The organism is Pseudomonas maumuensis, from assembly GCF_019139675.1.
Taxonomy (GTDB): domain Bacteria; phylum Pseudomonadota; class Gammaproteobacteria; order Pseudomonadales; family Pseudomonadaceae; genus Aquipseudomonas; species Aquipseudomonas maumuensis.
On sequence record NZ_CP077077.1, the window covers coordinates 5,276,646 to 5,301,550 of the forward strand.

Annotated in this window: 22 protein-coding genes and 1 pseudogene; 11 read left to right on the plus strand and 12 right to left on the minus strand. The window is 62.9% G+C overall.

Annotated features, from left to right (window positions below; translation table 11 throughout):
- Window positions 1-7 precede the first annotated feature (7 nt).
- Both KSS90_RS23555 and bamE read right to left on the minus strand, forming a co-directional pair.
- The gene (locus KSS90_RS23555; protein ID WP_023631132.1) at window positions 8-580 is read right to left on the minus strand and encodes a lipocalin family protein; all 573 of its coding nucleotides are present in this window, start codon (window positions 578-580) and stop codon (window positions 8-10) included.
- On the minus strand, window positions 577-831 hold the full coding sequence (gene bamE / locus KSS90_RS23560) for an outer membrane protein assembly factor BamE domain-containing protein (RefSeq protein WP_011536093.1): 255 nt from the start codon (window positions 829-831) through the stop codon (window positions 577-579). Before bamE ends, KSS90_RS23555 begins: the two co-directional genes overlap by 4 nt.
- Before the next feature lie 223 nt (window positions 832-1,054).
- Between bamE and KSS90_RS26025 the strand changes: the two are divergent.
- Window positions 1,055-2,092, plus strand: a pseudogene (locus KSS90_RS26025) (cache domain-containing protein); the annotation flags it as partial.
- 66 nt (window positions 2,093-2,158) lie between these two features.
- Window positions 2,159-2,947 carry a methyl-accepting chemotaxis protein gene (locus KSS90_RS26030; protein ID WP_372241261.1) on the plus strand — a complete coding sequence of 263 codons (789 nt, stop codon included), beginning with the start codon at window positions 2,159-2,161 and terminating at the stop codon, window positions 2,945-2,947.
- A 120-nt stretch (window positions 2,948-3,067) separates the two neighbouring features.
- On the opposite strand, the gene KSS90_RS23570 is transcribed toward KSS90_RS26030, so the two are convergent.
- From KSS90_RS23570 to KSS90_RS23580, 3 genes are all read right to left on the minus strand, one after another.
- A complete protein-coding gene (locus KSS90_RS23570; protein ID WP_217867477.1) occupies window positions 3,068-3,664 on the minus strand; it encodes a DUF924 family protein in 597 nt (198 codons plus the stop codon).
- A gap of 3 nt (window positions 3,665-3,667) precedes the next feature.
- Window positions 3,668-4,678: a class 1 fructose-bisphosphatase gene (locus KSS90_RS23575; protein ID WP_054895279.1), complete on the minus strand. Its 1,011-nt coding sequence runs from the start codon at window positions 4,676-4,678 to the stop codon at window positions 3,668-3,670.
- Between the two features lie 246 nt (window positions 4,679-4,924).
- A complete protein-coding gene (locus tag KSS90_RS23580; protein ID WP_217867478.1) occupies window positions 4,925-7,390 on the minus strand; it encodes a glycogen/starch/alpha-glucan phosphorylase in 2,466 nt (821 codons plus the stop codon).
- Between the two features lie 185 nt (window positions 7,391-7,575).
- On the opposite strand from KSS90_RS23580, the gene KSS90_RS23585 reads away from it, so the two are divergent.
- Window positions 7,576-7,980, plus strand: coding sequence for a YkgJ family cysteine cluster protein (locus KSS90_RS23585; RefSeq protein WP_016712459.1), 405 nt, complete (start codon window positions 7,576-7,578; stop codon window positions 7,978-7,980).
- A 112-nt stretch (window positions 7,981-8,092) separates the two neighbouring features.
- On the opposite strand, the gene typA is transcribed toward KSS90_RS23585, so the two are convergent.
- Together typA and thiI are read right to left on the minus strand one after the other, a co-directional pair.
- The gene (typA, locus tag KSS90_RS23590; RefSeq protein WP_194789520.1) at window positions 8,093-9,913 is read right to left on the minus strand and encodes a translational GTPase TypA; all 1,821 of its coding nucleotides are present in this window, start codon (window positions 9,911-9,913) and stop codon (window positions 8,093-8,095) included.
- Window positions 9,914-10,041: 128 nt separating this feature from the next.
- Window positions 10,042-11,496: a tRNA uracil 4-sulfurtransferase ThiI gene (thiI, locus tag KSS90_RS23595; protein ID WP_217867479.1), complete on the minus strand. Its 1,455-nt coding sequence runs from the start codon at window positions 11,494-11,496 to the stop codon at window positions 10,042-10,044.
- A gap of 454 nt (window positions 11,497-11,950) precedes the next feature.
- Between thiI and glnA the strand changes: the two genes are divergently transcribed.
- The 4 genes from glnA to ntrC all read left to right on the plus strand — a co-directional run bounded on the left by glnA (window position 11,951) and on the right by ntrC (window position 16,820).
- Window positions 11,951-13,357: a type I glutamate--ammonia ligase gene (gene glnA / locus KSS90_RS23600; protein WP_217867480.1), complete on the plus strand. Its 1,407-nt coding sequence runs from the start codon at window positions 11,951-11,953 to the stop codon at window positions 13,355-13,357.
- A 146-nt stretch (window positions 13,358-13,503) separates the two neighbouring features.
- Entirely contained in the window at window positions 13,504-14,046 is a 543-nt protein-coding gene (gene aroQ, locus KSS90_RS23605; RefSeq protein WP_217867481.1) for a gamma subclass chorismate mutase AroQ, read from the plus strand.
- Window positions 14,047-14,301: 255 nt separating this feature from the next.
- Window positions 14,302-15,387: a nitrogen regulation protein NR(II) gene (gene glnL, locus KSS90_RS23610; protein WP_217867482.1), complete on the plus strand. Its 1,086-nt coding sequence runs from the start codon at window positions 14,302-14,304 to the stop codon at window positions 15,385-15,387.
- Window positions 15,384-16,820: a nitrogen regulation protein NR(I) gene (gene ntrC, locus KSS90_RS23615; protein WP_217867483.1), complete on the plus strand. Its 1,437-nt coding sequence runs from the start codon at window positions 15,384-15,386 to the stop codon at window positions 16,818-16,820. Before glnL ends, ntrC begins: the two co-directional genes overlap by 4 nt.
- 125 nt (window positions 16,821-16,945) lie before the next feature.
- Here ntrC and KSS90_RS26035 read toward each other — a convergent pair whose 3' ends face one another.
- Together KSS90_RS26035 and KSS90_RS23625 are read right to left on the minus strand one after the other, a co-directional pair.
- Window positions 16,946-17,764, minus strand: coding sequence for an RHS repeat-associated core domain-containing protein (locus KSS90_RS26035; RefSeq protein ID WP_225933106.1), 819 nt, complete (start codon window positions 17,762-17,764; stop codon window positions 16,946-16,948).
- A gap of 267 nt (window positions 17,765-18,031) precedes the next feature.
- Window positions 18,032-18,469 (minus strand): hypothetical protein, encoded by a 438-nt coding sequence (locus tag KSS90_RS23625; protein ID WP_217867485.1) that lies wholly within the window; start codon window positions 18,467-18,469, stop codon window positions 18,032-18,034.
- On the opposite strand from KSS90_RS23625, the gene trmL reads away from it, so the two are divergent.
- The gene (gene trmL / locus KSS90_RS23630) at window positions 18,468-18,929 is read left to right on the plus strand and encodes a tRNA (uridine(34)/cytosine(34)/5-carboxymethylaminomethyluridine(34)-2'-O)-methyltransferase TrmL (RefSeq protein ID WP_217867486.1); all 462 of its coding nucleotides are present in this window, start codon (window positions 18,468-18,470) and stop codon (window positions 18,927-18,929) included. The two genes, KSS90_RS23625 and trmL, sit on opposite strands and share 2 nt — an antisense overlap.
- 173 nt (window positions 18,930-19,102) lie before the next feature.
- On the opposite strand, the gene secB is transcribed toward trmL, so the two are convergent.
- The 3 genes from secB to KSS90_RS23645 are packed head-to-tail and all read right to left on the minus strand — an operon-like array spanning window position 19,103 to window position 20,297.
- Window positions 19,103-19,588, minus strand: coding sequence for a protein-export chaperone SecB (secB, locus tag KSS90_RS23635; RefSeq protein WP_023628821.1), 486 nt, complete (start codon window positions 19,586-19,588; stop codon window positions 19,103-19,105).
- Window positions 19,589-19,627: 39 nt separating this feature from the next.
- The gene (grxC, locus tag KSS90_RS23640; RefSeq protein ID WP_003249204.1) at window positions 19,628-19,882 is read right to left on the minus strand and encodes a glutaredoxin 3; all 255 of its coding nucleotides are present in this window, start codon (window positions 19,880-19,882) and stop codon (window positions 19,628-19,630) included.
- A 1-nt stretch (window position 19,883) separates the two neighbouring features.
- On the minus strand, window positions 19,884-20,297 hold the full coding sequence (locus KSS90_RS23645) for a rhodanese-like domain-containing protein (RefSeq protein WP_023628822.1): 414 nt from the start codon (window positions 20,295-20,297) through the stop codon (window positions 19,884-19,886).
- A 206-nt stretch (window positions 20,298-20,503) separates the two neighbouring features.
- Between KSS90_RS23645 and gpmI the strand changes: the two genes are divergently transcribed.
- The 3 genes from gpmI (at window position 20,504) to KSS90_RS23660 (ending at window position 24,897) form a co-directional block, all read left to right on the plus strand.
- Window positions 20,504-22,039 (plus strand): 2,3-bisphosphoglycerate-independent phosphoglycerate mutase, encoded by a 1,536-nt coding sequence (gene gpmI / locus KSS90_RS23650; RefSeq protein ID WP_217867487.1) that lies wholly within the window; start codon window positions 20,504-20,506, stop codon window positions 22,037-22,039.
- 140 nt (window positions 22,040-22,179) lie between these two features.
- On the plus strand, window positions 22,180-23,481 hold the full coding sequence (locus KSS90_RS23655; RefSeq protein ID WP_217867488.1) for a murein hydrolase activator EnvC family protein: 1,302 nt from the start codon (window positions 22,180-22,182) through the stop codon (window positions 23,479-23,481).
- A gap of 87 nt (window positions 23,482-23,568) precedes the next feature.
- Window positions 23,569-24,897, plus strand: a complete 1,329-nt coding sequence (locus KSS90_RS23660; protein WP_217867489.1) for a S41 family peptidase — start codon at window positions 23,569-23,571, stop codon at window positions 24,895-24,897.
- Window positions 24,898-24,905: the final 8 nt, after the last annotated feature.

The following is a 24,905-nucleotide window of genomic DNA, read 5'->3' on the forward strand; positions in this document are numbered from 1 at the left end:
GGCGTCCTCAATGCCGGGCGACGATGCTCTTGTCGGGCGTGCGCCAGATCAGGCGGCTGGTATCGAAGCCCTGCTGCCGCGCCTTGGCCAACAGGTTTTCCCGCTCCCACGCCGGCAACGATGGCGTACGCGAAAGAATCCACAAGTACTTGCGGTCCGGGCTGCCGACGATCGCCGTGCGATAGCGCTCGTCGACGAACAGGATCCAGTAGTCCCCCTTGGCCACCCCGGGCACCAGGCGGGTGAACCAATTGTCGAACTCCACCCACAGCTTGTCGGTGTGGCCCGCCTGCTGCGGCGTGGCATGGCCCTCTGCACGCAGCCATTCGTCACCCAGGGTACGGCAGCGATTAAGCACGCCGACCGTGCCATCGGGCTTGAGGTTGTAATGGGCCTCGGACTGGGCGCAACCGTCCTGGTACTTCATTGGCAGGCGCGCCAGCTCGAACCATTTGCCCTGGTAACGCTTGAGGTCGACCGCACCTGCGGTCTTCGGCGCCAGCGGGTCGGTGGCCGAGGTGGCGCAGCCACCCAGCAGCATCACCAGGCACACGCCCAGCAGCAGGTGCAGGTGCCTCATTTGAGGCCCTGCCCGGAATACATCAGCACCTTGTCCGCCGCGTACTGCACGCTGATGAAGCTCTTCTCGTCACCCCAGGTGCAGCTGCTCATGCCCAGCGCGCCGGAACACTCCTTGGGCGTGCCGAGCAACTGCTCGACCTCGGCCTTGTTCATGCCGGCCTTGAGCTTGGAATAGTTTTCCTGGTTGATCTTGCTGCAAGCGGTCAGGACGACGCACAAGGACAACAGGGCGAGGGAACGCAACGACATGAAGGGACACTCCTGGAGATGGATACACAGGCGCGAGGGCCTGCAGGGAGCTTAGAAGGGAAAAACGCTCCTCGGTTCCCTGGCTTGCGAGGTTTCGTCGTGCGCCGTTGGTCGCCTGGCGCGCAAACGATTAATGTTTTATCCCTGCGCGTCGACATAGAGCGGTGGTGTGGCCTTTTGCCGCACCCCTCCCCTTCGTGCCCGTGCGCAGATTCCAAGAAAAATGACCAAGAACCTCAAGTTCAGCCACAAGATCCTGCTGGCCGCCGCCCTGGTGGTGGCCGTCGCCTTCACTTGCTTCGTCCTGTTCAACGACTACCGACAGCGTCAGTCGCTGCGTAGCGACACCGAATCGACGCTGCAATCGCTGGGCAACCTTACCGCCGGCAACATCCGCACCTGGCTCGACAGCCGCATCCAGCTGGTGAACTCGGTGGCCCAGCAGGTTGCCGTCGACGGTCCCGCCAAGAGCAGCCTCGAGCGCATCCTGGCGCTGCCGGTGTACGGCAGCAACTTCATCCTCACCTACTTCGGCGGCCAGGACGGCAGCATGCAGTCGGTGCCGGTGGGCAACCGCGCTGCCGACTACGACCCGCGCGTGCGCGGCTGGTACAAGGCGGCCAGCGCCGCAGGCCAGACCATCGTCACCGAACCGTACATCTCGGTATCGGCCGGCAAGCTGGTAATTACCCTGGCCACTCCGGTGCAACAGGGCGGGCGCATGATCGGCGTAAGCGGTGTCGACACCGATCTGCAGACCATCAGCAACCTGATCAACACCCTGGACTTCGGCGGCCATGGGCACGCCTTCATCGTCAACGGCGAGGGCAAGGTGCTTATCCACCCCAAGGGCGAACTGGCGCTCAAGCCCCTGGCGGAGGTCTACCCTGGCAGCAACCTGCGCATCGGCAGCGGCCTGAAGGAAGTGGAGGTCGAGGGTCGCAAGCAGTTCATCAGCTTCACCCACGTCGATGGCGTGCCGTCGGCAGATTGGTACGTGGCGCTGGTGTTGGACCAGGATGCGGCCTTCGCCATGCTCGGCGAACTGCGCACTTCGGCCGTGGTGGCGACACTGATCGCGGTGGTAGTAATCATCGCCCTGCTCGGCTTGCTGATCCGTGTGCTGATGGAACCGCTGCACGTCATGGGCCGCGCCATGCGCGACATCGCCGAGGGCGAAGGCGACCTGACCCGGCGCCTGGCCATCCACGCCCAGGACGAGTTCGGCAGCCTGGCGCAGTCGTTCAACCGCTTCGTCGAGCGGATCCACGATTCGATCCGCGAAGTGGCCTCGGCCACCGGCCAGGTGAATGCCGTGGCCGGTCAGGTGGTCAGCGCCTCGAACGCCTCGATCCACAACGCCGACCAGCAGTCCAGCCGCACCAGCAGTGTCGCCGCGGCGATCAACCAGCTCGGTGCCGCCGCCCAGGAAATCGCCCAGAACGCCGCCCTCGCCTCGCAGCACTCCAGCGCCGCCCGCGGCCTGGCCGAGGAAGGCCAGCAAGTGGTCGGCGAGACCATCGATGTGATGAACCAGCTATCGGCGCGCATCAGTGATGCCAGCGGCAACATTGAGACGCTGAACAACCACACGGCGAACATCGGTCAGATCCTCGATGTGATCAGCGGCATTTCGCAGCAGACCAACCTACTGGCGCTCAACGCGGCCATCGAGGCAGCCCGTGCCGGCGAAGCCGGGCGCGGTTTCGCGGTGGTGGCCGACGAGGTGCGCAACCTGGCACACCGCACCCAGGACTCGGCACAGCAGGTCCAGCGCCTGATCGAGGAGCTGCAAGCCGGAGCCCAGGTGGCCGTGAGCACCATGAACCAGAGCCAGCAGCACAGCGACCGCAGCGTCGGCATCGCCAACCAGGCTGGCGAACGCCTGGGCAGCGTCACCCAGCGCATCGGCGAGATCGACGGCATGAACCAGTCGGTGGCCACCGCCACCGAAGAGCAGACGGCCGTGGTCGAGTCGATCAATGTCGACATCACCGAGATCAATACGCTGAATCAGGAAGGGGTGCAGAACCTGCAGAGCACCTTGCGTGCCTGCACCGACCTGGAGCATCAGGTCGAGCGGTTGAAGCATCTGGTGGGCAGCTTCAGGATCTGAGATGGCTGGGGCCGCTCCGCGGCCCATCGCTGGCAAGCCAGCTCCCACAGGCCGAGGGCAGCGCTTATCCTGTGGGAGCTGGCTTGCCAGCGATAGGGCTGCAAAGCAGCCCCACTGGCACTAGAACCTGGACCCAGGCTCCAGCAAGAAGTCCATCTCTTCACTGGTGCTCGGGCGGTTCAGCACCAGGTTGCGGTGCGGGAAGCGCCCGAAGCGGGCGATCACCCGCTGGTGCTGCTCGGCATAGTCGAGGAAACCTTCGAACAACCGACGGTTGGCCTCGGGCTGCTCGTCCAGCAAGGTCCGGTAACGCTCGACGCACAGGTTCTGCCAGTCCAGCACCTCGGCATGCTCCAGCACCAGCAGCACGAACACCCGCTGGATCGGCAGCAGCTGGTAGTCCCAGCCCTTCTGCAACCCCTGCATGGCCACTACCTGGGCACGCCGGTCGCCCTCGAAGGCACGCGGCGTGTCGCGATAGATCATGCGCGGCAGCTGATCCAGCAGCAGCAGCAGACCGAGCCAGCCCTGGGGGCTCTGCTGCCACTCGTCGAGCCCGCCCGCCAGGGCTTGCTCGACCAGGTCGCCGAACAGCGCCTGGGCATCGGCGTCGTGATGCTTGCCGAACCACAGCGTGTTCTTCTCGTCAGCCACGGCCTGGGGACTCGTGCCCCAACCGAACCACCATTCCAGCAACGGCTGCCAAGGTGCGAGCATGACTTACTCCTTGTGATAGGCGGTGACGCGCTCGACCTCTTCCTTCGAGCCGAGGATCACCGACACGCGCTGGTGCAGGCTCTCCGGCTTGATGTCGAGGATACGCTCGTAACCGTTGGTGGACGCGCCGCCGGCCTGTTCGATGATGAACGACATCGGGTTGGCTTCGTACATCAGGCGCAGCTTGCCCGGCTTGCTCGGCTCGCGGGCATCGCGTGGGTACATGAACAGGCCGCCACGGGTCAGGATGCGATGCACATCAGCGACCATCGAAGCGATCCAGCGCATGTTGTAGTTCTTTTTCAGCGGCCCGGTCTCGCCGGCCAGCAGCTCGCCCACATAGCGCTGCACCGGGGCTTCCCAGTGGCGCTGGTTGGACATGTTGATGGCGAACTCGGCAGTGGTTTCCGGGACGCGGATGTTCTCGTGGGTCAGGACGAAGCTGCCCAGTTCACGATCCAGGGTGAAGCCCTTGACGCCGTTGCCCAGGGTCAGGATCAGCATGGTCTGCGGGCCGTAGATGGCATAACCGGCGGCGACCTGCTGGGTGCCCGGCTGCAGGAATGCATTCTCGTTCAGGGTTTCGTTCTGGCTCAGGTACTCGTTAGGGCAACGCAGCACCGAGAAGATGGTGCCGACCGAGACGTTGACGTCGATGTTCGACGAGCCGTCCAGCGGGTCGAAGACCAGCAGGTAGGCGCCTTTGGGGTACTTGCCCGGGATCTGGTAGGCATTGTCCATCTCTTCGGAGGCCATGCCGGCCAGGTGACCGCCCCACTCGTTGGCCTCGAGCAGAATGTCGTTGGAGATCACGTCGAGCTTCTTCTGCACTTCGCCCTGCACGTTCTCGGTGCCCATGCTGCCCAGCACGCCGCCCAGGGCGCCCTTGGACACGTGGTGGCTGATCTCCTTGCACGCACGCGCCACCACTTCGATCAGGAAGCGCAGATCGGCAGGGGTATTGTTGCTGCGGGTCTGCTCAATCAGATAGCGACTCAGGGTAACGCGGGACATGTATGGCTCCGAAAAGGAAAGGGGGAGAAAAACCCCCGCAGTTTACAGGGAGAGTGACGGGCTAGCGAGCAAAGAGACTCGTGTGGCAGATCAGAGGGCTCATTGGGCTTTGAGTTCACGCAGCTTGTCGATTAGGGCTGCTGCGCAGCCATCGCCGGCAAGCCGGCTCCCACAGAGTTTGGCGGTGCTGTGGATCTTTGTGGGAGCCGGCTTGCCGGCGATGGGCCGCAAAGCGGCCCCGATGTGCTAATCCAAGGCCTTCCAGATCTCGGTCGCATACTCGCGAATGGTCCGGTCCGACGAGAACCAGCCCATCCGCGCCGTGTTCAGCACCGCCACGCGCCACCAGTCCTGCGGCGCATGCCACAGTTCCTCGACCCGCCGCTGGGCGTCCCAGTAGGCATCGAAGTCGGCGCACACCAGGAAGCGGTCATAGGCGATCAGACCGTCAACCAACCCGGCATAGCGCGCCGAATCATCAGGCGAGAACACACCGCTGCGAATCGCCTGCAGCACGTCGCCCAGGCGATGGGAAGCGGCGATTGCCGACGCGGCGCCAAAGTCGCCGCTGCGTTTGCGCGCCTCCACCTGCTGGGCGGTCAGGCCGAAGATGAACATGTTCTCCGCCCCCACCTGCTCGCACATCTCGACGTTGGCACCGTCGAGCGTGCCGATGGTCAGCGCGCCATTGAGGCCGAACTTCATGTTGCTGGTGCCAGAGGCCTCGTAGCCGGCGGTGGAAATCTGCTCGGACAGGTCCGCCGCCGGGATGATGCTCTCGGCCAGGCTGACGTTGTAGTTGGGCAGGAACACCACCTTGAGCAGGCCGCGCACGGTGGGGTCGTTATTGACCACCCGGGCGATGTCGTTGGCCAGCTTGATGATCAGCTTGGCCTGGTGGTAACTGGCCGCCGCCTTGCCGGCGAAGATCTTCACCCTCGGCACCCAGTCGGTGCCGGGGTCGTTGCGGATCGCCTGGTACAGCGCCACCGTATGCAGCAGGTTGAGCAACTGGCGCTTGTACTCGTGGATACGCTTGACCTGGACGTCGAACAGCGCCTCCGGATTCACCGTCACCCCCAGCCTGTCCTGGATGATGCTGGCCAGGGCGCGCTTGCTGTGCAGGCGCTGGGCGGCGAACTGCTTGCGGAAGGTGGCCTTGTCGGCGAAAGGCGCCAGGGCCTTGAGCTTGCCTTCCGGGTCATCCAGCACTTCCGGCCCCAGCGCTTCGATCAGCATCGCCGTGAGCGGTGGGTTGGCCTGGTACAGCCAACGGCGGAAGGTGATGCCGTTGGTCTTGTTGTTGATCCGCTGCGGGTAGAGCTTGTGCAGCTCGGCGAACACCGTGCTTTTCATCAGCTTGCTGTGCAGCGCCGACACACCGTTGACGCTGTGCGAGCCGAGGAACGCCAGGTTGCCCATGCGCACCCGCCGGCCATTGTCCTCCTCGATCAACGACACCGCGCGCAGCACGTCGAAGTCGTGCAGGCCTTTGGCCCGCAGTGCGTCGATATGGTAGGCGTTGATCAGGTAGATGATCTGCATGTGCCGCGGCAGCATGCGCTCCATCAATGCCACCGGCCAGGTTTCCAGGGCTTCGGGCAACAAGGTGTGGTTGGTGTAGGCCAGGGTGCCGACGGTCAGCGCCCACGCTTTGTCCCAGGGGATTTCGTGCTGGTCGACCAGCAGGCGCATCAGCTCGGCCACGGCAATCGACGGGTGGGTGTCGTTGAGCTGGATGGCCGCGGCGTCCGGCAGGTTGAGCAGGTCCTTGTGCATGTTCAGGTGGCGCCGCAGCAGGTCCTGCAGCGAGGCCGAAACGAAGAAGTACTCCTGACGCAGGCGCAGTTCCTGGCCCGCCTCGGTGCTGTCGGCCGGGTATAGCACCCGCGAGATGCTTTCGGCACGGGCCACCTCGGCCACCGCGCCCAGGTGATCACCGGCATTGAAGCGCTCCAAGTGCAGCTCCTCCAGCGCCCGGGCACGCCACAGGCGCAAGGTGTTGACACTGGAACCGCGCCAGCCGACCACTGGCGTATCGTAGGCCACCGCCCGCACCGTCTCGCCCGGCCACCAGACCTGACGCTGCTGACCATTGCCTTCATGCACGGTCTCGACGCTGCCGCCGAAACTGATCGGGTAGATCACCTCGGCCCGCTCGAACTCCCAGGGGTTGCCGAAATCCAGCCAGTTCTCGGTCTGCTCCTGCTGCCAGCCATCGACCACCGCCTGACGGAACAACCCATGCTCGTAGCGGATGCCATAACCATGGGCGGCGATACCCAGGGTCGACATGCTCTCCATGAAGCACGCCGCCAGGCGCCCGAGGCCACCATTGCCCAGCGCCGCATCGGGCTCGAGCAGGCGGATGCGCTCCAGGTCGACATCCAGCCCTTCGAGGGCCTCGCGGGCGATCTCCAGGTAACCGAGGTTGCTCAGGCTGTCGTACAGCAGGCGGCCGATGAGGAATTCGAGGGAGAGGTAATACACCCGCTTCTGGCTACGTCGATACGCCTGGCGAGTGTGATCCATCCAGTGATCGACCATATGGTCGCGGGCAGCCAGGGCAATGGCCTCGAACCAGTCGTGGTCGAAGGCGTGTTCCGGGTCCTTGCCAACGGCGTAGGTCAGCTTGGCCAGCACGGCGGCGCGGAACGCGGCCACCTCGTCGGTATGAGCTTTGGCCTCACGGGCCTTGTTTTCCTGGGACATGCGGCATCCTCGGGCAAGTAGGCGAAAGCGCAGGGAGAGTGTTCAGCCTAGACGCTCTGACACACAGCGACAGCGAGCGTTCGCGGTTTTCATCAACCGCCAGGGGAATCGGGCAAAAGGTTGTTCACAAATTGAACAACTCCGGTATGATCGCGCGCCCCAAGACCGTGATTCACCCCATAACCATGAAAACGACCCTGATCGCCGCCGCCGAAGTCGACCGCCTGGAAACCTGGCAGCGCTATGCCAGCCATATGTGCGGTGGCTGCCACTCGACCTGCTGCACCCTGCCGGTGGAGGTGAAGATCAAGGATCTGATCCGCATTGGCGTGGTGGACGAATTCGAGAAAGACGAGCCGCCGAAGAACGTGGCCAAACGCCTGCAGAAGGAAGGCATCATCGAGCGTTTCAACCAGAAGTCGGGGATCTTCACCCTGACCCGGATGAGCAACGATGACTGCATGTACCTGGATCGCAAGAGCCGTCTATGCACCATCTACGACAAGCGCCCGGATACCTGCCGCAACCACCCCAAGGTCGGGCCGCGGCCGGGGTACTGTGCGTACAAGCCCAAGGTGGTCGGGCGCTGAGACTGCGCCACGCCGGAAATGCCGGGGCTGCATAGCGGCCCGTATTTCTGAAGGCAAACAAAAACGCCCCCGGCCTTTCGACCGGGGGCGTTTTCATTGCGCCTGAGCTAACTCAGTTCTTGGCTTTCTTGGCAGCGCGGGTACGCTCGCCTTCGTCCAGGATCTTCTTGCGCAGACGGATCGACTTAGGAGTCACTTCGCACAGCTCGTCGTCCTGGATGAATTCCAGGGCCTGTTCGAGGGTGTGGCGAACCGGCGGAACCAGGGCGATGACTTCGTCCTTGCCCGAAGCACGCATGTTGTCGAGCTTCTTGCCTTTGGTCGGGTTCACGCCCAGGTCGTTGTCACGGCTGTTCAGGCCGATGATCTGACCGTTGTAGATCTCCTGGCCGTGCTCGACGAACAGCTTGCCGCGCGCCTGCAGGGTTTCCAGGGAGTAGGTCAGTGCCTTGCCGGTCTCGACCGAAACCAGAACACCGTTCAGACGGCCGGACATCTGGCCCGACTTCATGGTGTCGTAGCGATCGAAGATCGAGGTCAGGATGCCTGCACCGTTGGTCAGGGTCAGGAACTGGTTACGGAAACCGATCAGACCACGGGCTGGAATGTTGTATTCCAGGCGCACACGGCCCTTGCCATCCGGCACCATGTTGGTCAGGTCGCCTTTACGCAGACCCATTTCTTCCATGACCTTGCCCTGGGATTCTTCAGGGATGTCGATGGTGACGTTCTCGAACGGCTCCTGCTTGACGCCGTCGACTTCGCGGATGATCACTTCAGGACGGCCTACGGCCATCTCGAAGCCTTCACGGCGCATGGTTTCGATCAGAACGGACAGGTGCAGCTCACCACGGCCCGAGACCTTGAACTTGTCTGGGGAATCGGTTTCCTGAACGCGCAGGGCAACGTTGTACAGCAGCTCTTTGTCCAGACGGTCCTTGATGTTACGGCTGGTGACGAACTTGCCTTCCTTGCCGCAGAACGGCGAGTCGTTGACCTGGAAGGTCATCGAGACGGTTGGCTCGTCGACGGTCAGCGGCTTCATCGCTTCTACCGCGTCCGGGGCGCACAGGGTGTCGGAGATGAACAGCTCGTCGAAACCGCTGATGCAGACGATGTCGCCAGCCTGGGCTTCTTCGACGTCAACGCGGTGCAGACCGTGGTGACCCATCAGCTTGAGGATACGGCCGTTACGCTTCTTGCCGTCGACATCGATGGCAACAACCGGGGTGTTCGGCTTGATGCGGCCACGGGCGATACGGCCAACGCCGATAACGCCGAGGAAGCTGTTGTAGTCCAGTGCCGAGATCTGCATCTGGAACGAACCGTCACGGTCAACGTCCGGCGCCGGTACGTTGTCGACGATCGACTGGTACAGGGCGGTCATGTCTTCGCCCATGGCGGTGTGGTCCAGACCTGCGATGCCGTTCAGGGCCGAGGCGTAGACGACTTTGAAGTCCAGCTGTTCGTCGGTGGCGCCGAGGTTGTCGAACAGGTCGAAGATCTGGTCCAGAACCCAGTCAGGACGCGCGCCCGGACGGTCGACCTTGTTGATCACGACGATTGGCTTCAGGCCAGCTTCGAAGGCCTTCTTGGTCACGAAGCGGGTTTGCGGCATCGGGCCGTCCTGGGCGTCGACCAGCAGCAGCACGGAGTCGACCATCGACATTACACGCTCAACCTCGCCACCGAAGTCGGCGTGGCCGGGGGTGTCGACGATGTTGATGTGGTAGCCGTTCCAGTTGATGGCGGTGTTTTTCGCCAGGATGGTAATGCCGCGCTCTTTTTCCTGGTCGTTGGAGTCCATGACGCGCTCGTCGTTGAGCTCGTTACGCTCCAGGGTGCCGGACTGGCGCAGGAGTTTGTCGACCAGGGTGGTTTTACCATGGTCAACGTGGGCGATGATGGCGATGTTACGCAGATTTTCGATCACAACTGTATCTCGATCAGAGGATTCGGTTGCCGCCCAGTGTAGGCGGCCAATATGTACGGTTTACGGCTCAGCGGGCCCGGTGGTCGGGAGGGCGATGGCGGATGCTGCCGCCATACAGCCCTGGCGTCTTATGTCGGACGATAAACACGCACATTGGCATGTCCCTCACTGAGCAGGTGGTGTGCGTGCAGACGGCTCATCACACCCTTGTCGCAATACAGCAAGTACTGGCGCGTGGGGTCCAGGTGCTTGAACTTGCTGTTGATGGCGTAGAACGGCATGGCCTGAACTTCGATGCCTTCCAGCACCAGAGGTTCGTCTTCCTGGGCATCGGGGTGACGAATGTCGATGACGATCTGGCCTGGCAGCGCCTCGGCCACTTCCTCGATTTCGATGTCCTTGCCCAACTCGTCGATCACATGGTCGATGGAGATGAACTTGGCACGCTCCAGGGCGCGCTCCAGCACGGCCATGTCGAACTGCTTCTCTTCGTGCTCCATGCGGTGACGCTTGGCATGGGTAGTCGGGTTCACCGAGATCACGCCGCAATATTCGGGCATGTGCTTGGCGAAGTCGGCGGTACCGATTTCGGTGGCCTGGTCGATGATGTCCTGCTTGTGGCTGGCCAGCAGGGGGCGCAGCACCAGCTTGTCGGTGGCCGAGTCGATGATCGACAGGTTCGGCAAGGTCTGGCTCGACACCTGGGAGATCGCTTCGCCAGTGACCAGCGCATCGATCTGCAGACGGTCGGCCATGTGCGCGGCGCCGCGCAGCATCATGCGCTTGAGGGTGACGCCCATGTAGCTGTTGTCGACCTTGTTGAGGATCTCGCCGACCACTTCCTCGAACGGCACGCTGATGAACAGCACGCGCTGGCTGCTGCCGTACTTCTTCCACAGGAAGTGGGCCACTTCCATCACCCCCAGCTCGTGGGCACGGCCGCCTAGGTTGAAGAAGCAGAAATGGGTCATCAGGCCACGACGCATCATCTGGTAGGCCGCCACGGTGGAGTCGAAACCACCGGACATCAGTACCAGGGTCTGCTCCAGGGCGCCCAGCGGGTAGCCGCCGATGCCGTCGTGCTGGTTGTGGATCACGTACAGGCGCTGGTCGCGGATCTCGATGCGCACCAGGACTTCCGGCTTCTTCAGCTCGATGCCGGCGGCGCCGCACTGCTGGCGCAACTGGCTGCCAACGTAGCGGTCGACGTCCATCGAGGTGAAGTCGTGGTGGCCGCCGCGCTTGCAACGTACGGCGAAGTGCTTGCCGGCCAGCAGGTGACCGAAGTGGTGCTTGCACTTGGCGACGATGTCATCGAAGTCGCCCAGGGGATACTCCTCGACCTGCAGGAAGTGGGTGATACCCGGCGTGCAGGTGAGGCGCTCGATCATCTCGCGCTGGATCCTTTCGTCCTCGACGCGGGTGACCACCTCGAGATTGTCCCAGACACCATCGACCGCGAGCTCGGGATCAAGGTCCTTGAGCACGTTGCGGATGTTCTTGGCGAGCTGGCGGATGAAGCGCTTGCGCACCGGCCGGCTCTTGATGGTGATTTCTGGGAAGACTTTGACGATAAGTTTCATTGGTTTAACAGCGCGCCCAGGGCCTACCGAAAATGAGGGGCGCGAATTATAGCGGAAATTGCTCAGCTTTTGAGCAACTTTTGTACAGAGGCTTGGATTTATATCGCCTGCACCGTCCTCATCGCCGGCAAGCCGGCTCCCACAGGGGTATGCAATCTAGTGAGGGGGCCGGCTTGTCGGCGATGAGGCACTTTAAGGGAACTGCGGCAGCAATTTAGCGCACCATATTGGTGCGCACGCGCGGAGATCCGCCTCTAAAGAGTGCATTGTTATTGCTCGACCTCAGGCCAAATACCCGCCAACGCCCTTTTTTATTCCAGCTTGGCCATTTTCGGGCACTGGCATGCAATTTGCTCCCTTGTGAGGCAGGTAAGCTTGGCCGACTATCCGCGCCCAGCGACACCCTTTTTCCAGGGCAGCGGCCAACTGCGCCCTAGACCATCCGGAGGACAACATGTCGAAGTCGGTTCAACTCATCAAAGATCATGACGTCAAGTGGATTGATCTGCGTTTCACGGACACCAAAGGCATTCAGCATCACGTGACCATGCCGGCGCGCGATGGCCTGGACGAAGACTTCTTCGAAGTCGGCAAGATGTTCGACGGTTCCTCCATCGCTGGCTGGAAAGGCATCGAAGCCTCGGACATGATCCTGATGCCGGTCGACGACACCGCTGTGCTCGACCCGTTCACCGAAGAGCCGACCCTGATCATCACCTGCGACATCGTCGACCCGTCGAGCATGCAAGGCTACGATCGCGACCCACGCGCCATCGCCAAGCGCGCCGAAGAGTACCTGAAGAGCACCGGCATCGGTGACACCGTGTTCGCAGGCCCAGAGCCTGAGTTCTTCATCTTCGACGAAGTGAAGTTCCAGTCGGACATCTCCGGTTCGATGTTCAAGATCTTCTCCGAGCAAGGCTCGTGGATGACCGGCGCTGACGTGGAAGGCGGCAACAAAGGCCACCGTCCGGGCGTCAAAGGCGGCTACTTCCCGGTTCCGCCGTTCGACCACGACCACGAAATCCGCACCGCCATGTGCAACGCCCTGGAAGAAATGGGCCAGACCGTCGAAGTTCACCACCACGAAGTGGCGACTGCCGGCCAGAACGAAATCGGCGTCAAGTTCAACACCCTGGTCAAGAAGGCTGACGAAGTACAGGCCCTGAAGTACGTCGTGCATAACGTTGCCGACGCCTACGGCCGTACCGCCACCTTCATGCCCAAGCCGCTGTACGGCGACAACGGTTCGGGCATGCACGTGCATATGTCGATCTGGAAAGACGGCAAGAACACCTTCTCCGGCGAAGGCTACGCCGGCCTGTCCGATACTGCCCTGTACTTCATCGGCGGCATCATCAAGCACGGCAAGGCCCTGAACGGCTTCACCAACCCGTCGACCAACTCCTACAAGCGTCTGGTCCCAGGCTTCGAAGCTCCGGTGATGCTGGCCTACTCGGCGCGCAACCGTTCCGCCTCGATCCGTATTCCTTACGTCGGCAGCCCGAAAGCCCGCCGTATCGAAGCACGCTTCCCGGACCCATCGGCCAACCCGTACTTGGCCTTCGCGGCCCTGCTGATGGCAGGCCTGGACGGCATCCAGAACAAGATCCACCCAGGCGATGCCGCCGACAAGAACCTGTACGACCTGCCGCCTGAAGAGGCCAAGGAAATCCCGCAAGTCTGTGGCAGCCTGAAGGAAGCCCTGGAAGAGCTGGACAAAGGCCGTGCGTTCCTGACCAAGGGCGGCGTGTTCTCCGACGACTTCATCGATGCCTTCATCGAGCTTAAGAGCGAAGAAGAGATCAAGGTCCGCACCTTCGTGCATCCGCTGGAATACGAGCTGTACTACAGCTGCTGATCGGATCGGCGCTTTGCGTCGATGAAATCAGGACGGCCTCCTTCGGGAGGCCGTTTCCATTTTTGCATCGGCATCATCGGACTAACCCTACAGCCGTATCTGGCGGCACTGCGACACTCGGTTCTCCATCAACCCAGGAGATCACCATGCGTACCACCCGCCTCGCCCTCACCTGCTGCCTCGCCCTATCCGGCTGCAACACTGCGCCACCGCCCCCTTCAGACCTCGACACCTTGCTCGACACCATCGAACGTCGCCTTGACCTTGCCGAAGCCGTCGCGCTGCACAAATGGGACCGAGGGCAGCCGGTGCAGGCCGTTGACCGCGAGCATCAGGTACTGGCCAGCGCGCGCCAGGCCGCAAGCGCTTTCCAGCTGGACCCGGCACGCGCCGAAGCGTTCTTCGCCGACCAGATCGAGGCCAGCAAACTGCTTCAGTACCACCTGCTGGACAGTTGGCACCGCGCACGGCAGGCGCCGGACCTGCCTCGACGGGATCTAAGTCAGGACGTTCGCCCTGCATTGGATCAGCTTCAGACGCAACTGCTCGCTGCCCTTGCCCGGTTCGACCGGGCAGCCACGATCGACTGCCCTGGGCTTTTGGCCGATGCCCTGCACCAGCGCAGGCACGCAGCCGCACGGCACCTCGCCCTTGTTCGCGCCAGCGGCCAGCTGTGCAAAACCACCTGAGCCCCCTATGCTCCATATTGGTGCATTGCATAACCAGGCGCCTCGGGATACACCCCACTTTGGGTCACAAGAATCGTTTAACCAGGGTTTTGTGTGCCGACTTTGCGCGCATACAGGACTTTATCCGGAAATTCCGCTTCTTTTCGGAGCCTTGGTTTGGTTCTTGCATTTTCATCGCATCCAGCACGTCATCCGTGCGCGCCCCAGGTCTGGCCGGGGCGCCAAAAGAGTGCCAACAGAGGTCAACGACGCCTTATGACCATCAGCGATGCACAGCACCGTCTGCTTCTGGACAACCTGACCACGGCGACGCTCCTGCTCAACGCCGAATTGCGCCTGGAGTACATGAACCCAGCCGCGGAAATGCTCCTGGCCGTCAGTGGCCAGCGTAGCCATGGCCAGTTCATCAGCGAGCTGTTCACCGAATCGACCGAGGCCCTCAACTCGCTGCGCCAGGCAGTGGAGCAGGCGCATCCGTTCACCAAGCGCGAAGCCCAGCTGACCTCGCTGACCGGCCAGAGCATCACCGTCGACTACGCCGTCACGCCTATCCTGCACCAGGGCCAGACCCTTCTGTTGCTGGAGGTGCATCCACGTGACCGCCTGCTGCGCATCACCAAGGAGGAGGCCCAGCTGAGCAAGCAGGAGACCACCAAGATGCTGGTTCGCGGCCTCGCCCACGAGATCAAGAACCCCCTGGGCGGGATTCGCGGCGCGGCGCAGTTGCTGGCCCGCGAGCTGCCCGAGGATGGCCTGCGCGACTACACCAACGTGATCATCGAAGAGGCCGACCGCCTGCGTAACCTGGTCGACCGCATGCTCGGCTCGAACAAACTGCCGTCGCTGACCCTGACCAACATCCACGAAGTGCTCGAACGTGTGTGCAGCCTGGTCGAGGCGGAGAGCCAGGGCGGCATCACCCTGGTGCGCGACTACGACCCGAGCCTGCCGGACGTGCTGATCGACCGCGAGCAGATGATCCAGGCCGTACTCAATATCGTGCGCAACGCCATGCAGGCCATCGCCGGGCAGAACGAACTGCGCCTGGGCCGGATCACCCTGCGCAGCCGCGCCGTGCGCCAGTTCACCATCGGCCATGTGCGCCACCGCCTGGTGGCGCGGATCGAGATCATCGACAACGGCCCCGGCATCCCCGCGGAACTGCAGGACACGCTCTTCTATCCCATGGTCAGCGGCCGCCCGGACGGCACCGGGCTGGGCCTGGCCATCACCCAGAACATCATCAGCCAGCACCAGGGCCTGATCGAATGTGAAAGCCACGCCGGCCACACCACCTTCTCGATCTACCTGCCCCTGGAACAAGGAGCCACCGCCCCATGAGCCGAAGTGAAACCGTCTGGATCGTCGATGATGATCGTTCCATCCGCTGGGTCCTGGAAAAGGCCCTGCAGCAGGAAGGCATGACCACCCAGAGCTTCGACAGCGCCGATGGCGTGATGGGCCGCCTGGCCCGTCAGCAACCGGATGTGATCATCTCGGATATCCGCATGCCCGGCGCCAGCGGTCTCGACCTGCTCGCCCAGATCCGCGACCAGCACCCTGGGCTACCGGTGATCATCATGACTGCCCACTCTGACCTGGACAGCGCCGTGGCGTCGTACCAGGGCGGTGCCTTCGAGTACCTGCCCAAGCCGTTCGATGTCGACGAGGCGGTGTCGCTGGTCAAGCGCGCCAACCAGCACGCTCAGGAGCAGCAGGCCCTGGAAGTACCACAGGCGTTGGCCCGCACCCCCGAGATCATCGGCGAGGCGCCGGCGATGCAGGAGGTGTTCCGCGCCATCGGCCGCCTCAGCCATTCCAATATCACCGTGCTGATCAATGGTGAGTCCGGCACGGGTAAAGAGCTGGTGGCCCATGCCCTGCACCGCCACAGCCCGCGTGCGGCATCGCCTTTCATTGCCCTGAACATGGCGGCGATCCCCAAGGACCTGATGGAGTCCGAACTGTTCGGCCATGAGAAGGGCGCCTTCACCGGCGCCGCCAACCTGCGTCGTGGGCGTTTCGAGCAGGCCGATGGCGGCACGCTGTTCCTCGACGAGATCGGCGACATGCCCGCCGATACCCAGACCCGCCTGCTGCGAGTGTTGGCCGACGGCGAGTTCTACCGGGTCGGCGGCCATGTACCGGTGAAGGTGGATGTGCGCATCATCGCCGCCACCCACCAGAACCTCGAGTCCCTGGTGCAGGCCGGCAAGTTCCGTGAAGACCTGTTCCACCGCCTCAACGTGATCCGCATCCATATCCCGCGCCTGGCCGACCGGCGCGAGGACATCCCGGCGCTGGCCCGCCACTTCCTCGGCCGCGCCGCCCAGGAGCTGGCGGTGGAGCCCAAGCTGCTCAAGCCCGAGACCGAGGAATTCATCCGCAACCTGCCATGGCCGGGCAACGTGCGCCAGCTGGAGAACACCTGCCGCTGGATCACCGTGATGGCCTCCAGCCGCGAAGTGCTGGTCGGCGACCTGCCGCCGGAACTGCTCAACCTGCCCCAGGACGCCGCGCCGGTGACCAACTGGGAACAGGCCCTGCGCCAGTGGGCCGACCAGGCCTTGGCCCGTGGCCAGACCAACCTGCTGGACAGCGCCGTGCCCAGTTTCGAGCGGATCATGATCGAGACCGCGCTCAAGCACACCGCCGGGCGGCGTCGTGATGCGGCGCTGTTGTTGGGCTGGGGGCGCAATACCTTGACACGCAAGATCAAGGAGCTAGGGATGAAGGTGGATGGCTCCGATGAGGACGACGGCGAAGACAACTGAGCATCGACCTGCTGCAAGCTAGGGAGGGCCAACCATGGCCCTCTCGTAGGCAACGCATGAAACCGGCCAGTTGACGGTTCATCTGCCAATAGAGCCCAACAGACATGAGACGTGAATAGATAGACCTAATTCATGTTCCTCAATTCATCAGCAGCCAGAAGAACGTCATCGTGCGCCTTCTGTATCACTACCTCGGACAGATCCGAGGCCGTGTTGGCGCTGATTGCATCCCTCACTTGCCCGAACAACGCCGGAATTTTCTGTTCCGATTTCACGCTACTCAGCGTCAGATAGTGCAAAGGATCTTGCGCCTGCCTTGCCTCACGATACTGCGCAACTTTCTTCGCTACCCAGAGCGCAAATCCCGTCCATGCCGCCACACTGCCCACAACAGGGTTGACCGCCACTCCCGCCAACTGGAGCGCATTAGTGACAAACGCAAGCCCTCCCAAGGCGACCTCACCACTATCCACGGTGAACCGTGTCAGGCTAGGGGCCACCTCATTCAGTACACGATGATCGATAGAATGTGCCTTTTTCGCCTGCACGTCCCTTCTGGTCAGGAGGCTTTTGTGCAGATCCCTTGCTCCATCCTGGAAGACGAGGCCCGAGAAGACGGCATCCCTCACCAACCCCCACCACCGCCCCCCAGGATCACTCCGATTGACTGGATCACCGCCACAATAGCCATATGCGTTAAGCCCCCCTCTGCCGAATGGGCTGAAGCGATCAGGGGACAGGAAGCGCAATGCGGTTGGAGAATAGCAACGGTAGCCGCTGCCCAGTTGATAGATGCCCATCGGCCTTTCACGGAGCTGCCCGCAGAAGCCGAGAACTGGACCTCCTGCCATTGCAGCGGCACCGTATGGCGTATACGCCCTGAAGTACGTGCTCGCACCGAAAGATGATCGCTGGTGATCAAGCATTGCCAAGGACAGGCTCATGAACAATCCCTCCCACGGGACCATGATTCATGAGCAGAAACTTAACCAAGGCGAGCAGTGGCCGAAACTGGCAAATTTATCAGGCCCCACTTGCACAGTTGCTGTGCCGCACGCACCAGTACAAGGCAAATTAGCCTTCAGAAACAAAAAAAAAAGGCCATAACGCTACATTTATGGCCTATCTAGTATCTGGCACGCTCCCTGCAACGTACAACGTAACTTCCATTTCGGGGACCTCGGTACAGGCAGGCCGGGATATCCCCTCTTTTATTCGTGCAGCCTGACCTGCACCCGCCAACGCCCCGCCTCCTGCGCACCGGTCCATTCGCCACGCAGGGGGCGCGCAGCGACCAGCGTCAACAGCAAGCCTTCCTCGCTCTTCTGCAAGCGCCAGCCCACCGGCTTGCCCTGCAACATCAACTGGCCCCGCGCGGCCTTGCCTTCGGCCTGGAACACCACGGCCACGGTACCCTCGACATTCTCGCCATGCAGTTGCGGCTCTTCGTTGAACCACAGGTCCAGCCCGCCCTGCACCACCTCGACCTGCTCCAGCAACCGCTCCTCGGGCGCCGTCAGCCGGCCGATCATCAGGCCCACGAGCATGCCGAAGATCGCCAGCGACAGCAGCACCCGTGGCCAAGCCTTCGAACGCGGGTCGGGTTCGGGGGTAGAATGCTCGTCATCTTCACGCTTGGAGCCGTGCATGTTTCACGTCATCCTTTTTCAACCAGAAATTCCGCCGAATACCGGCAACATCATCCGCCTGTGCGCCAACAGCGGCTGCGCCCTGCACCTGATCGAGCCCATCAGCTTCGAACTGGACGACAAGCGCCTGCGCCGCGCGGGGCTGGACTACCACGAGTATGCCACGCTACAGCGCCACCAAAGCCTGGCCGAATGTCTGGAAAGCCTGAATCAGCCTCGACTGTTCGCGTTCACCACCAAAGGCTCGCACCCGTTCCATGAGGTCGAGTACCAGCCCGGTGACGTCTTCCTGTTCGGGCCCGAAAGCCGTGGCCTGCCGGCCGAGGTGCTGGACAGCCTGCCTGCCGAACAACGCCTGCGCCTGCCGATGCGGCCGGGGTGCCGGAGCTTGAACCTGTCCAATACCGTGGCGGTGACGGTGTACGAGGCGTGGCGCCAGCAGGGGTTCGCCGGAAGCTGATGCGCTTGCCGCTCGGGCCCTATCGCCGGCAAGCCGGCTCCCACAGGATCTGTGCTGTTTTCCAGGCCCACACAATACCTGTGGGAGCCGGCTTGCCGGCGATAGGGCACGAGCAGAATACATGACATGAAAAAGGCGACCACGAAGGTCGCCTTTTGCTTTACCGGCAGAAATTACTGCACGGTCGGCACTTCACCGGCTTCCTGCATGCGCTGCATCTCTTGCGCGTACAGGGCGTCGAAGTTGACCGGCGACAGCATCAGCGCCGGGAACGAACCACGGGTCACCAGGCTGTCCAGGGTCTCGCGGGCGTACGGGAACAGGATGTTCGGGCAGAACGCGCCGAGGGTGTGGCTCATCGAAGCGGCATCGAGGTTGGCGATCAGGAAGATGCCGGCCTGTTGCACTTCGGCGATGAACGCCACTTCGTCACCGTTCTTGACGGTCACCGACAGGGTCAGCACCACTTCGTGGAAGTCGCCTTCCAGGGCTTTCTGGCGGGTGTTCAGGTCCAGCGATACGCTCGGCTCCCACTGCTGGCGGAAGATCTGCGGGCTTTTCGGCGCCTCGAACGACAGATCGCGCACGTAGATACGCTGCAGGGAGAATTGTGGTGCGGTTTCTTCAGCACCAGCGCCGTTGTTCTGTTGGTCAGTCATGGCAGATCCTTTTCCTAATGTTCTTGAATGCAGTGCGAATCAGGCCGCCAGCAGCGCGTCGAGCTTGCCCGCGCGCTCCAGGGCATAGAGGTCATCGCATCCACCGACGTGCGTGCTGCCGATCCAGATCTGCGGCACCGAGGTACGGCCGGCCTTCTGGCTCATTTCGGCGCGAACCTGGGGTTTGCCGTCGACCTTGATCTCCTCGAACGCCACGCCCTTGCTCTCGAGCAGGTACTTGGCGCGCATGCAGTAGGGGCAGTAGTCGCTGGAATAGACGATGACGGGCTTCATATCACTTCACCAGGGGCAGGTTATCGGCTTTCCAGCTGGAAACGCCACCGCTGAGCTTGGCGGCGGTGTAACCAGCCTTGAGCAGTTCGCGGCACAGGGTACCGGACTGCTGGCCCATCGCGTCGACGACGATCAGGGTCTTGTCTTTGTGTTTTTCCAGCTCGGTCATGCGGCCGGCCACTTTGTCCTGCGGCATGCTCAGCGCGCCGACGATATGCCCGGCCGAATATTCCTTGGCGGTACGGATGTCGATCACCACGGCCTTGTCGGCGTTGACCAGGGCGGTCAGCTGGCCGTTGCTCAGGCTCTGGCCGCCACGGCGGACTTCATTGACCAGCAGCAGGACCAACAGGACGACGAAAATGGCCACCAGGATGAAGTGATCTGTCGCGAATTGAATCAGGTGAGCAACCATCAGGGGTGTTCCAGGCGATTGAAAATGGCGGCCAGTATACACAGCCCCCCATGACCGCCAAAGCCCACTGGGCTTGCGGCAAACGCGCCTTCATGTTGCATGCCTGACCGCGCTGGTCGGGCAATGGGAGGAATATTCGCCGTCGCTGGCGGATTTGCCCTAAAATGCGTGTCTTTATCATCTTTGAACAACCGTGAGTTTGATTGATGACGAGCACGCCTAAACCCCTGGTCCTGATCATCCTGGATGGCTTCGGTCACAGCGAAAGCCCCGAATACAACGCCATCTTTGCTGCCAACACGCCGGTCTACGACCGCCTGCGCGCCACCCAGCCGCACGGCCTGATCTCCGGCTCCGGCATGGACGTGGGGCTGCCCGACGGGCAGATGGGCAACTCGGAAGTCGGCCACATGAACCTCGGCGCCGGGCGCGTGGTGTACCAGGACTTCACCCGGGTGACCAAGGCCATCCGCGACGGCGAGTTCTTCGAAAACCCGGTGCTCGTCGGTGCCGTGGAAAAAGCCGCCAGCGCCGGCAAGGCCGTACATATCCTCGGCCTGCTCTCCGACGGCGGTGTACACAGCCACCAGGACCACCTGATTGCCATGGCCGAACTGGCCGCGCAGCGTGGCGCCGAAAAGATCTACCTGCACGCCTTCCTCGATGGCCGCGACACGCCGCCACGCAGCGCACAGTCGTCCATCGAACTGCTCGACGCCACCTTCGCCAAGCTCGGCAAGGGCCGCATCGCCAGCCTGATCGGCCGCTACTACGCGATGGACCGCGACAACCGCTGGGACCGCGTCAGCGCCGCCTACAACCTGATCGTCGACAGCGCCGCCGAATACACCGCAGCGACCGCCGTAGCTGGCCTTGAAGCCGCCTACGCCCGCGACGAGAGCGACGAATTCGTCAAGGCCACCCGCATCGGCGAAGCGGTGAAGGTCGAAGACGGCGACGCCGTGATCTTCATGAACTTCCGCGCCGACCGCGCCCGCGAGCTGTCCCGCGTGTTCGTCGAACCCGATTTCAACGAATTTCCGCGCGCGCGCCTGCCCAAGCTGGCGGCCTACATCGGCCTGACCCAGTATTCGGCGAAGATCCCGGCCCCGGCGGCTTTCGCCCCGGCCAGCCTGAACAACGTGCTCGGCGAGTACCTGGCGAAGAACGGCAAGACCCAGCTGCGCATCGCCGAAACCGAGAAATACGCCCACGTCACCTTCTTCTTCTCGGGCGGACGCGAAGAGCCGTTCGAAGGCGAAGAACGCATCCTGATCCCGTCGCCGAAGGTCGCCACCTACGACCTGCAGCCGGAAATGAGCGCCCCGGAGGTCACCGATCGTATCGTCGAGGCCATCGAGCAGCAGCGTTATGACGTGATCGTGGTCAACTACGCCAACGGCGACATGGTCGGCCACACCGGCGTGTTCGATGCCGCGGTCAAGGCCGTGGAGGCGCTGGATGGCTGCGTTGGCCGTATCGTCGCGGCGCTGGACAAGGTCGGCGGCGAAGCGCTGATCACCGCCGACCACGGCAACGTCGAGCAGATGGAAGACGAATGCACCGGTCAGGCGCACACCGCCCACACCACCGAGCCAGTGCCGTTCATCTATGTCGGCAAGCGCAACGTGAAAGTCCGTGACGGCGGCGTACTGGCCGATGTGGCACCGACCATGCTCGAGCTGCTGGGCCTGGAAAAACCGGCGGAGATGACCGGCACCTCGATTCTGCTGAATGCCTGATCGACGCAATAGGGCCGCTTTGCGGCCCCAAAACATTTGAATTCCAGACCAACGCCCCGCCGCACACGCCGCTGGGCGTTTTTTTTGCACGCCCGCGCGGGCATACTAGGCCAGTCTCCATCCCTGGTACGCCCAACCCCATGCTCCGCGCCCTTCTCTTACTAGCCCTGTCATGCCTGCTCACCCCGGCCTTCGCCGACGAGCGCGCGCAGACCCAGCAACAGCTGGACGCCACCCGCCAGGACATTGCCGAGCTGAAAAAGATGCTGGGCAAGCTCCAGGAGGAGAAAGCCGGCGTGCAGAAAGACCTCAAGTCCACCGAGACCGACATCGGTACCCTCGAGAAACAGGTGGAGGCATTGCAGCAAGAACTAAAAAAGACCGAGGGCGAGCTGGAGCGCCTTGACCACGAGAAAAAAAAACTCCAGAGCGCCCGCGTTGAACAGCAACGCCTGATTGCCATCCAGGCCCGTTCGGCCTACCAGAACAACGGTCGCGAGGAATACCTCAAGCTGCTCCTCAACCAGCAGAATCCCGAGAAGTTCGCCCGCACCCTCAGCTACTACGATTACCTGAGCAAGGCGCGTACCGAGCAACTGCGCACCTTCAATGAAACCTTGCGTCAGTTGGCCAACGTCGAGCAGGACATCGGCCGCCAGCAAGAACAGCTGCTCAGCCAGCGCGCCGACCTCGACGGCAAGCGCCAGGCGCTACTCGCCGAGCGCGACAAGCGCCAGCAGGTGCTGGCCAAGCTCAGCAGCGATATGAAGGAACGCGACCAGAAACTGCAGAGTCGCGAACAGGACCAGGCCGACCTGAGCAAGGTGCTCAAGACCATCGAGGAAACCCTCGCCCGTCAGGCACGCGAGGCCGAAGAGGCACGCCAACGGGCCCTGCTGGCCAAACAGGAAGAAGAGCAGCGCCGCAAGGCGCAGGCCCTGGCGGCGGCCACGGCCCGTAACCAGGAACCCGAGGAAGCCCCCAAAAAGGCCCGCACCACCCTCGGCCCGGTGGTGTCCAGCGACACGGCCAGCTACGGCGGCGCATTTTCTTCCGCCCGCGGAAAACTTCCATGGCCGGTCAACGGTCGATTACTGGCACGCTTCGGTGACACCCGCGGCGGTGATGCGCGGGCCAAGTGGGACGGGGTGATGATCAGCGCCAGCGCGGGCACCCAGGTGCGCGCCGTGCATGGCGGGCGGGTGGTGTTCGCCGACTGGTTGCGCGGCGCCGGACTTCTGGTCATTCTCGACCATGGCAATGGCTACCTGAGCCTGTACGGCCACAACCAGAGCCTGCTCAAGAGCGCCGGCGACATCGTCAAGGCCGGTGAAGCCATCTCCACTGTCGGCGACAGTGGCGGCCAGGACAGCGCCGGCCTGTACTTCGCGATTCGCCAGCAGGGCCAGCCCACCGACCCCGCGCAATGGTGTCGCGGTTAGTTAGTGCTACTTTTACGGCGCCGCCCACGAAACGGCGACGCCGATGCTCCCGATGGGAGCACCAACAGGATCAGGAGTTCGTTCGACATGCTGCACTCGCCTCGCCTCACCCAGCTGGCCCTGACCATCGCCCTGGTCATCGGCGCGCCCTTGGCCATTGCCGCCGAACCGGCCAAGCCAGCGGCCAAGCAGGCCGCGGTGCCGGCCACCGAGGTGACCGCCAAGGCGCCCCTGCCGCTGGAGGAGCTGCGCACCTTCGCCGAGGTCATGGACCGCATCAAGGCGGCCTATGTGGAACCTGTCGACGACAAGACCCTGCTGGAGAACGCCATCAAGGGCATGCTCAGCAACCTCGACCCGCACTCGGCCTACCTCGGCCCCGAAGACTTCCAGGAGCTGCAGGAGAGCACCAGCGGCGAGTTCGGCGGCCTGGGGATAGAGGTCGGCATGGAGGACGGCTTCGTCAAGGTGGTCTCGCCCATCGACGACACCCCGGCCTCCCGCGCCGGCATCGAGGCCGGTGACCTGATCGTCAAGATCAACGGTGCGCCGACCCGCGGCCAGAGCATGACCGAAGCCGTGGACAAGATGCGCGGCAAGATCGGCGAGAAGATCACCCTGACCCTGGTGCGCGACGGCGGTACGCCATTCGACGTGACGCTGGCCCGTGCGGTTATCCAGGTCAAGAGCGTCAAGAGCCAGCTGCTGGAGAACGACTACGGCTACATCCGCATCACCCAGTTCCAGGTCAAGACCGGTGACGAAGTGGGCAAGGCCCTGGCCAAGCTGCGCAAGGACAACGGCAAGAAGCTGCGCGGCGTGATCCTCGACCTGCGCAACAACCCAGGCGGTGTGCTGCAGTCGGCGGTGGAAGTGGCCGACCACTTCCTCACCAAAGGTCTTATCGTCTACACCAAGGGCCGCATCGCCAACTCCGAGCTGCGCTACTCCGCCGACCCAGCCGATGCCAGCGAAGGCGTGCCATTGGTGGTGCTGATCAACGGCGGCAGCGCCTCGGCTTCGGAAATCGTCGCCGGCGCCCTGCAGGACCAGAAGCGCGCCGTGCTGATGGGCACCGACAGCTTCGGTAAAGGTTCGGTGCAGACCGTCCTGCCACTGGCCAACGACCGCGCGCTGAAGCTCACCACCGCGCTGTACTTCACCCCCAATGGCCGTTCGATCCAGGCCCAAGGCATCGTTCCGGACATCGAAGTGCGCCCGGCCAAGCTCACTGCCGAAGCGGACAACGACAACTTCAAGGAAGCCGACCTGCAAGGCCACCTGGGCAACGGCAACGGTGGCGCCGACCGCCCGAGCGGCGGCGCCAAGCGCAAGGACCGTCCGCAGGACAACGACTTCCAGCTCAGCCAGGCGCTCAGCCTGCTCAAGGGCCTGAACATCACCAAGGGTGACTGAAGCCTCCC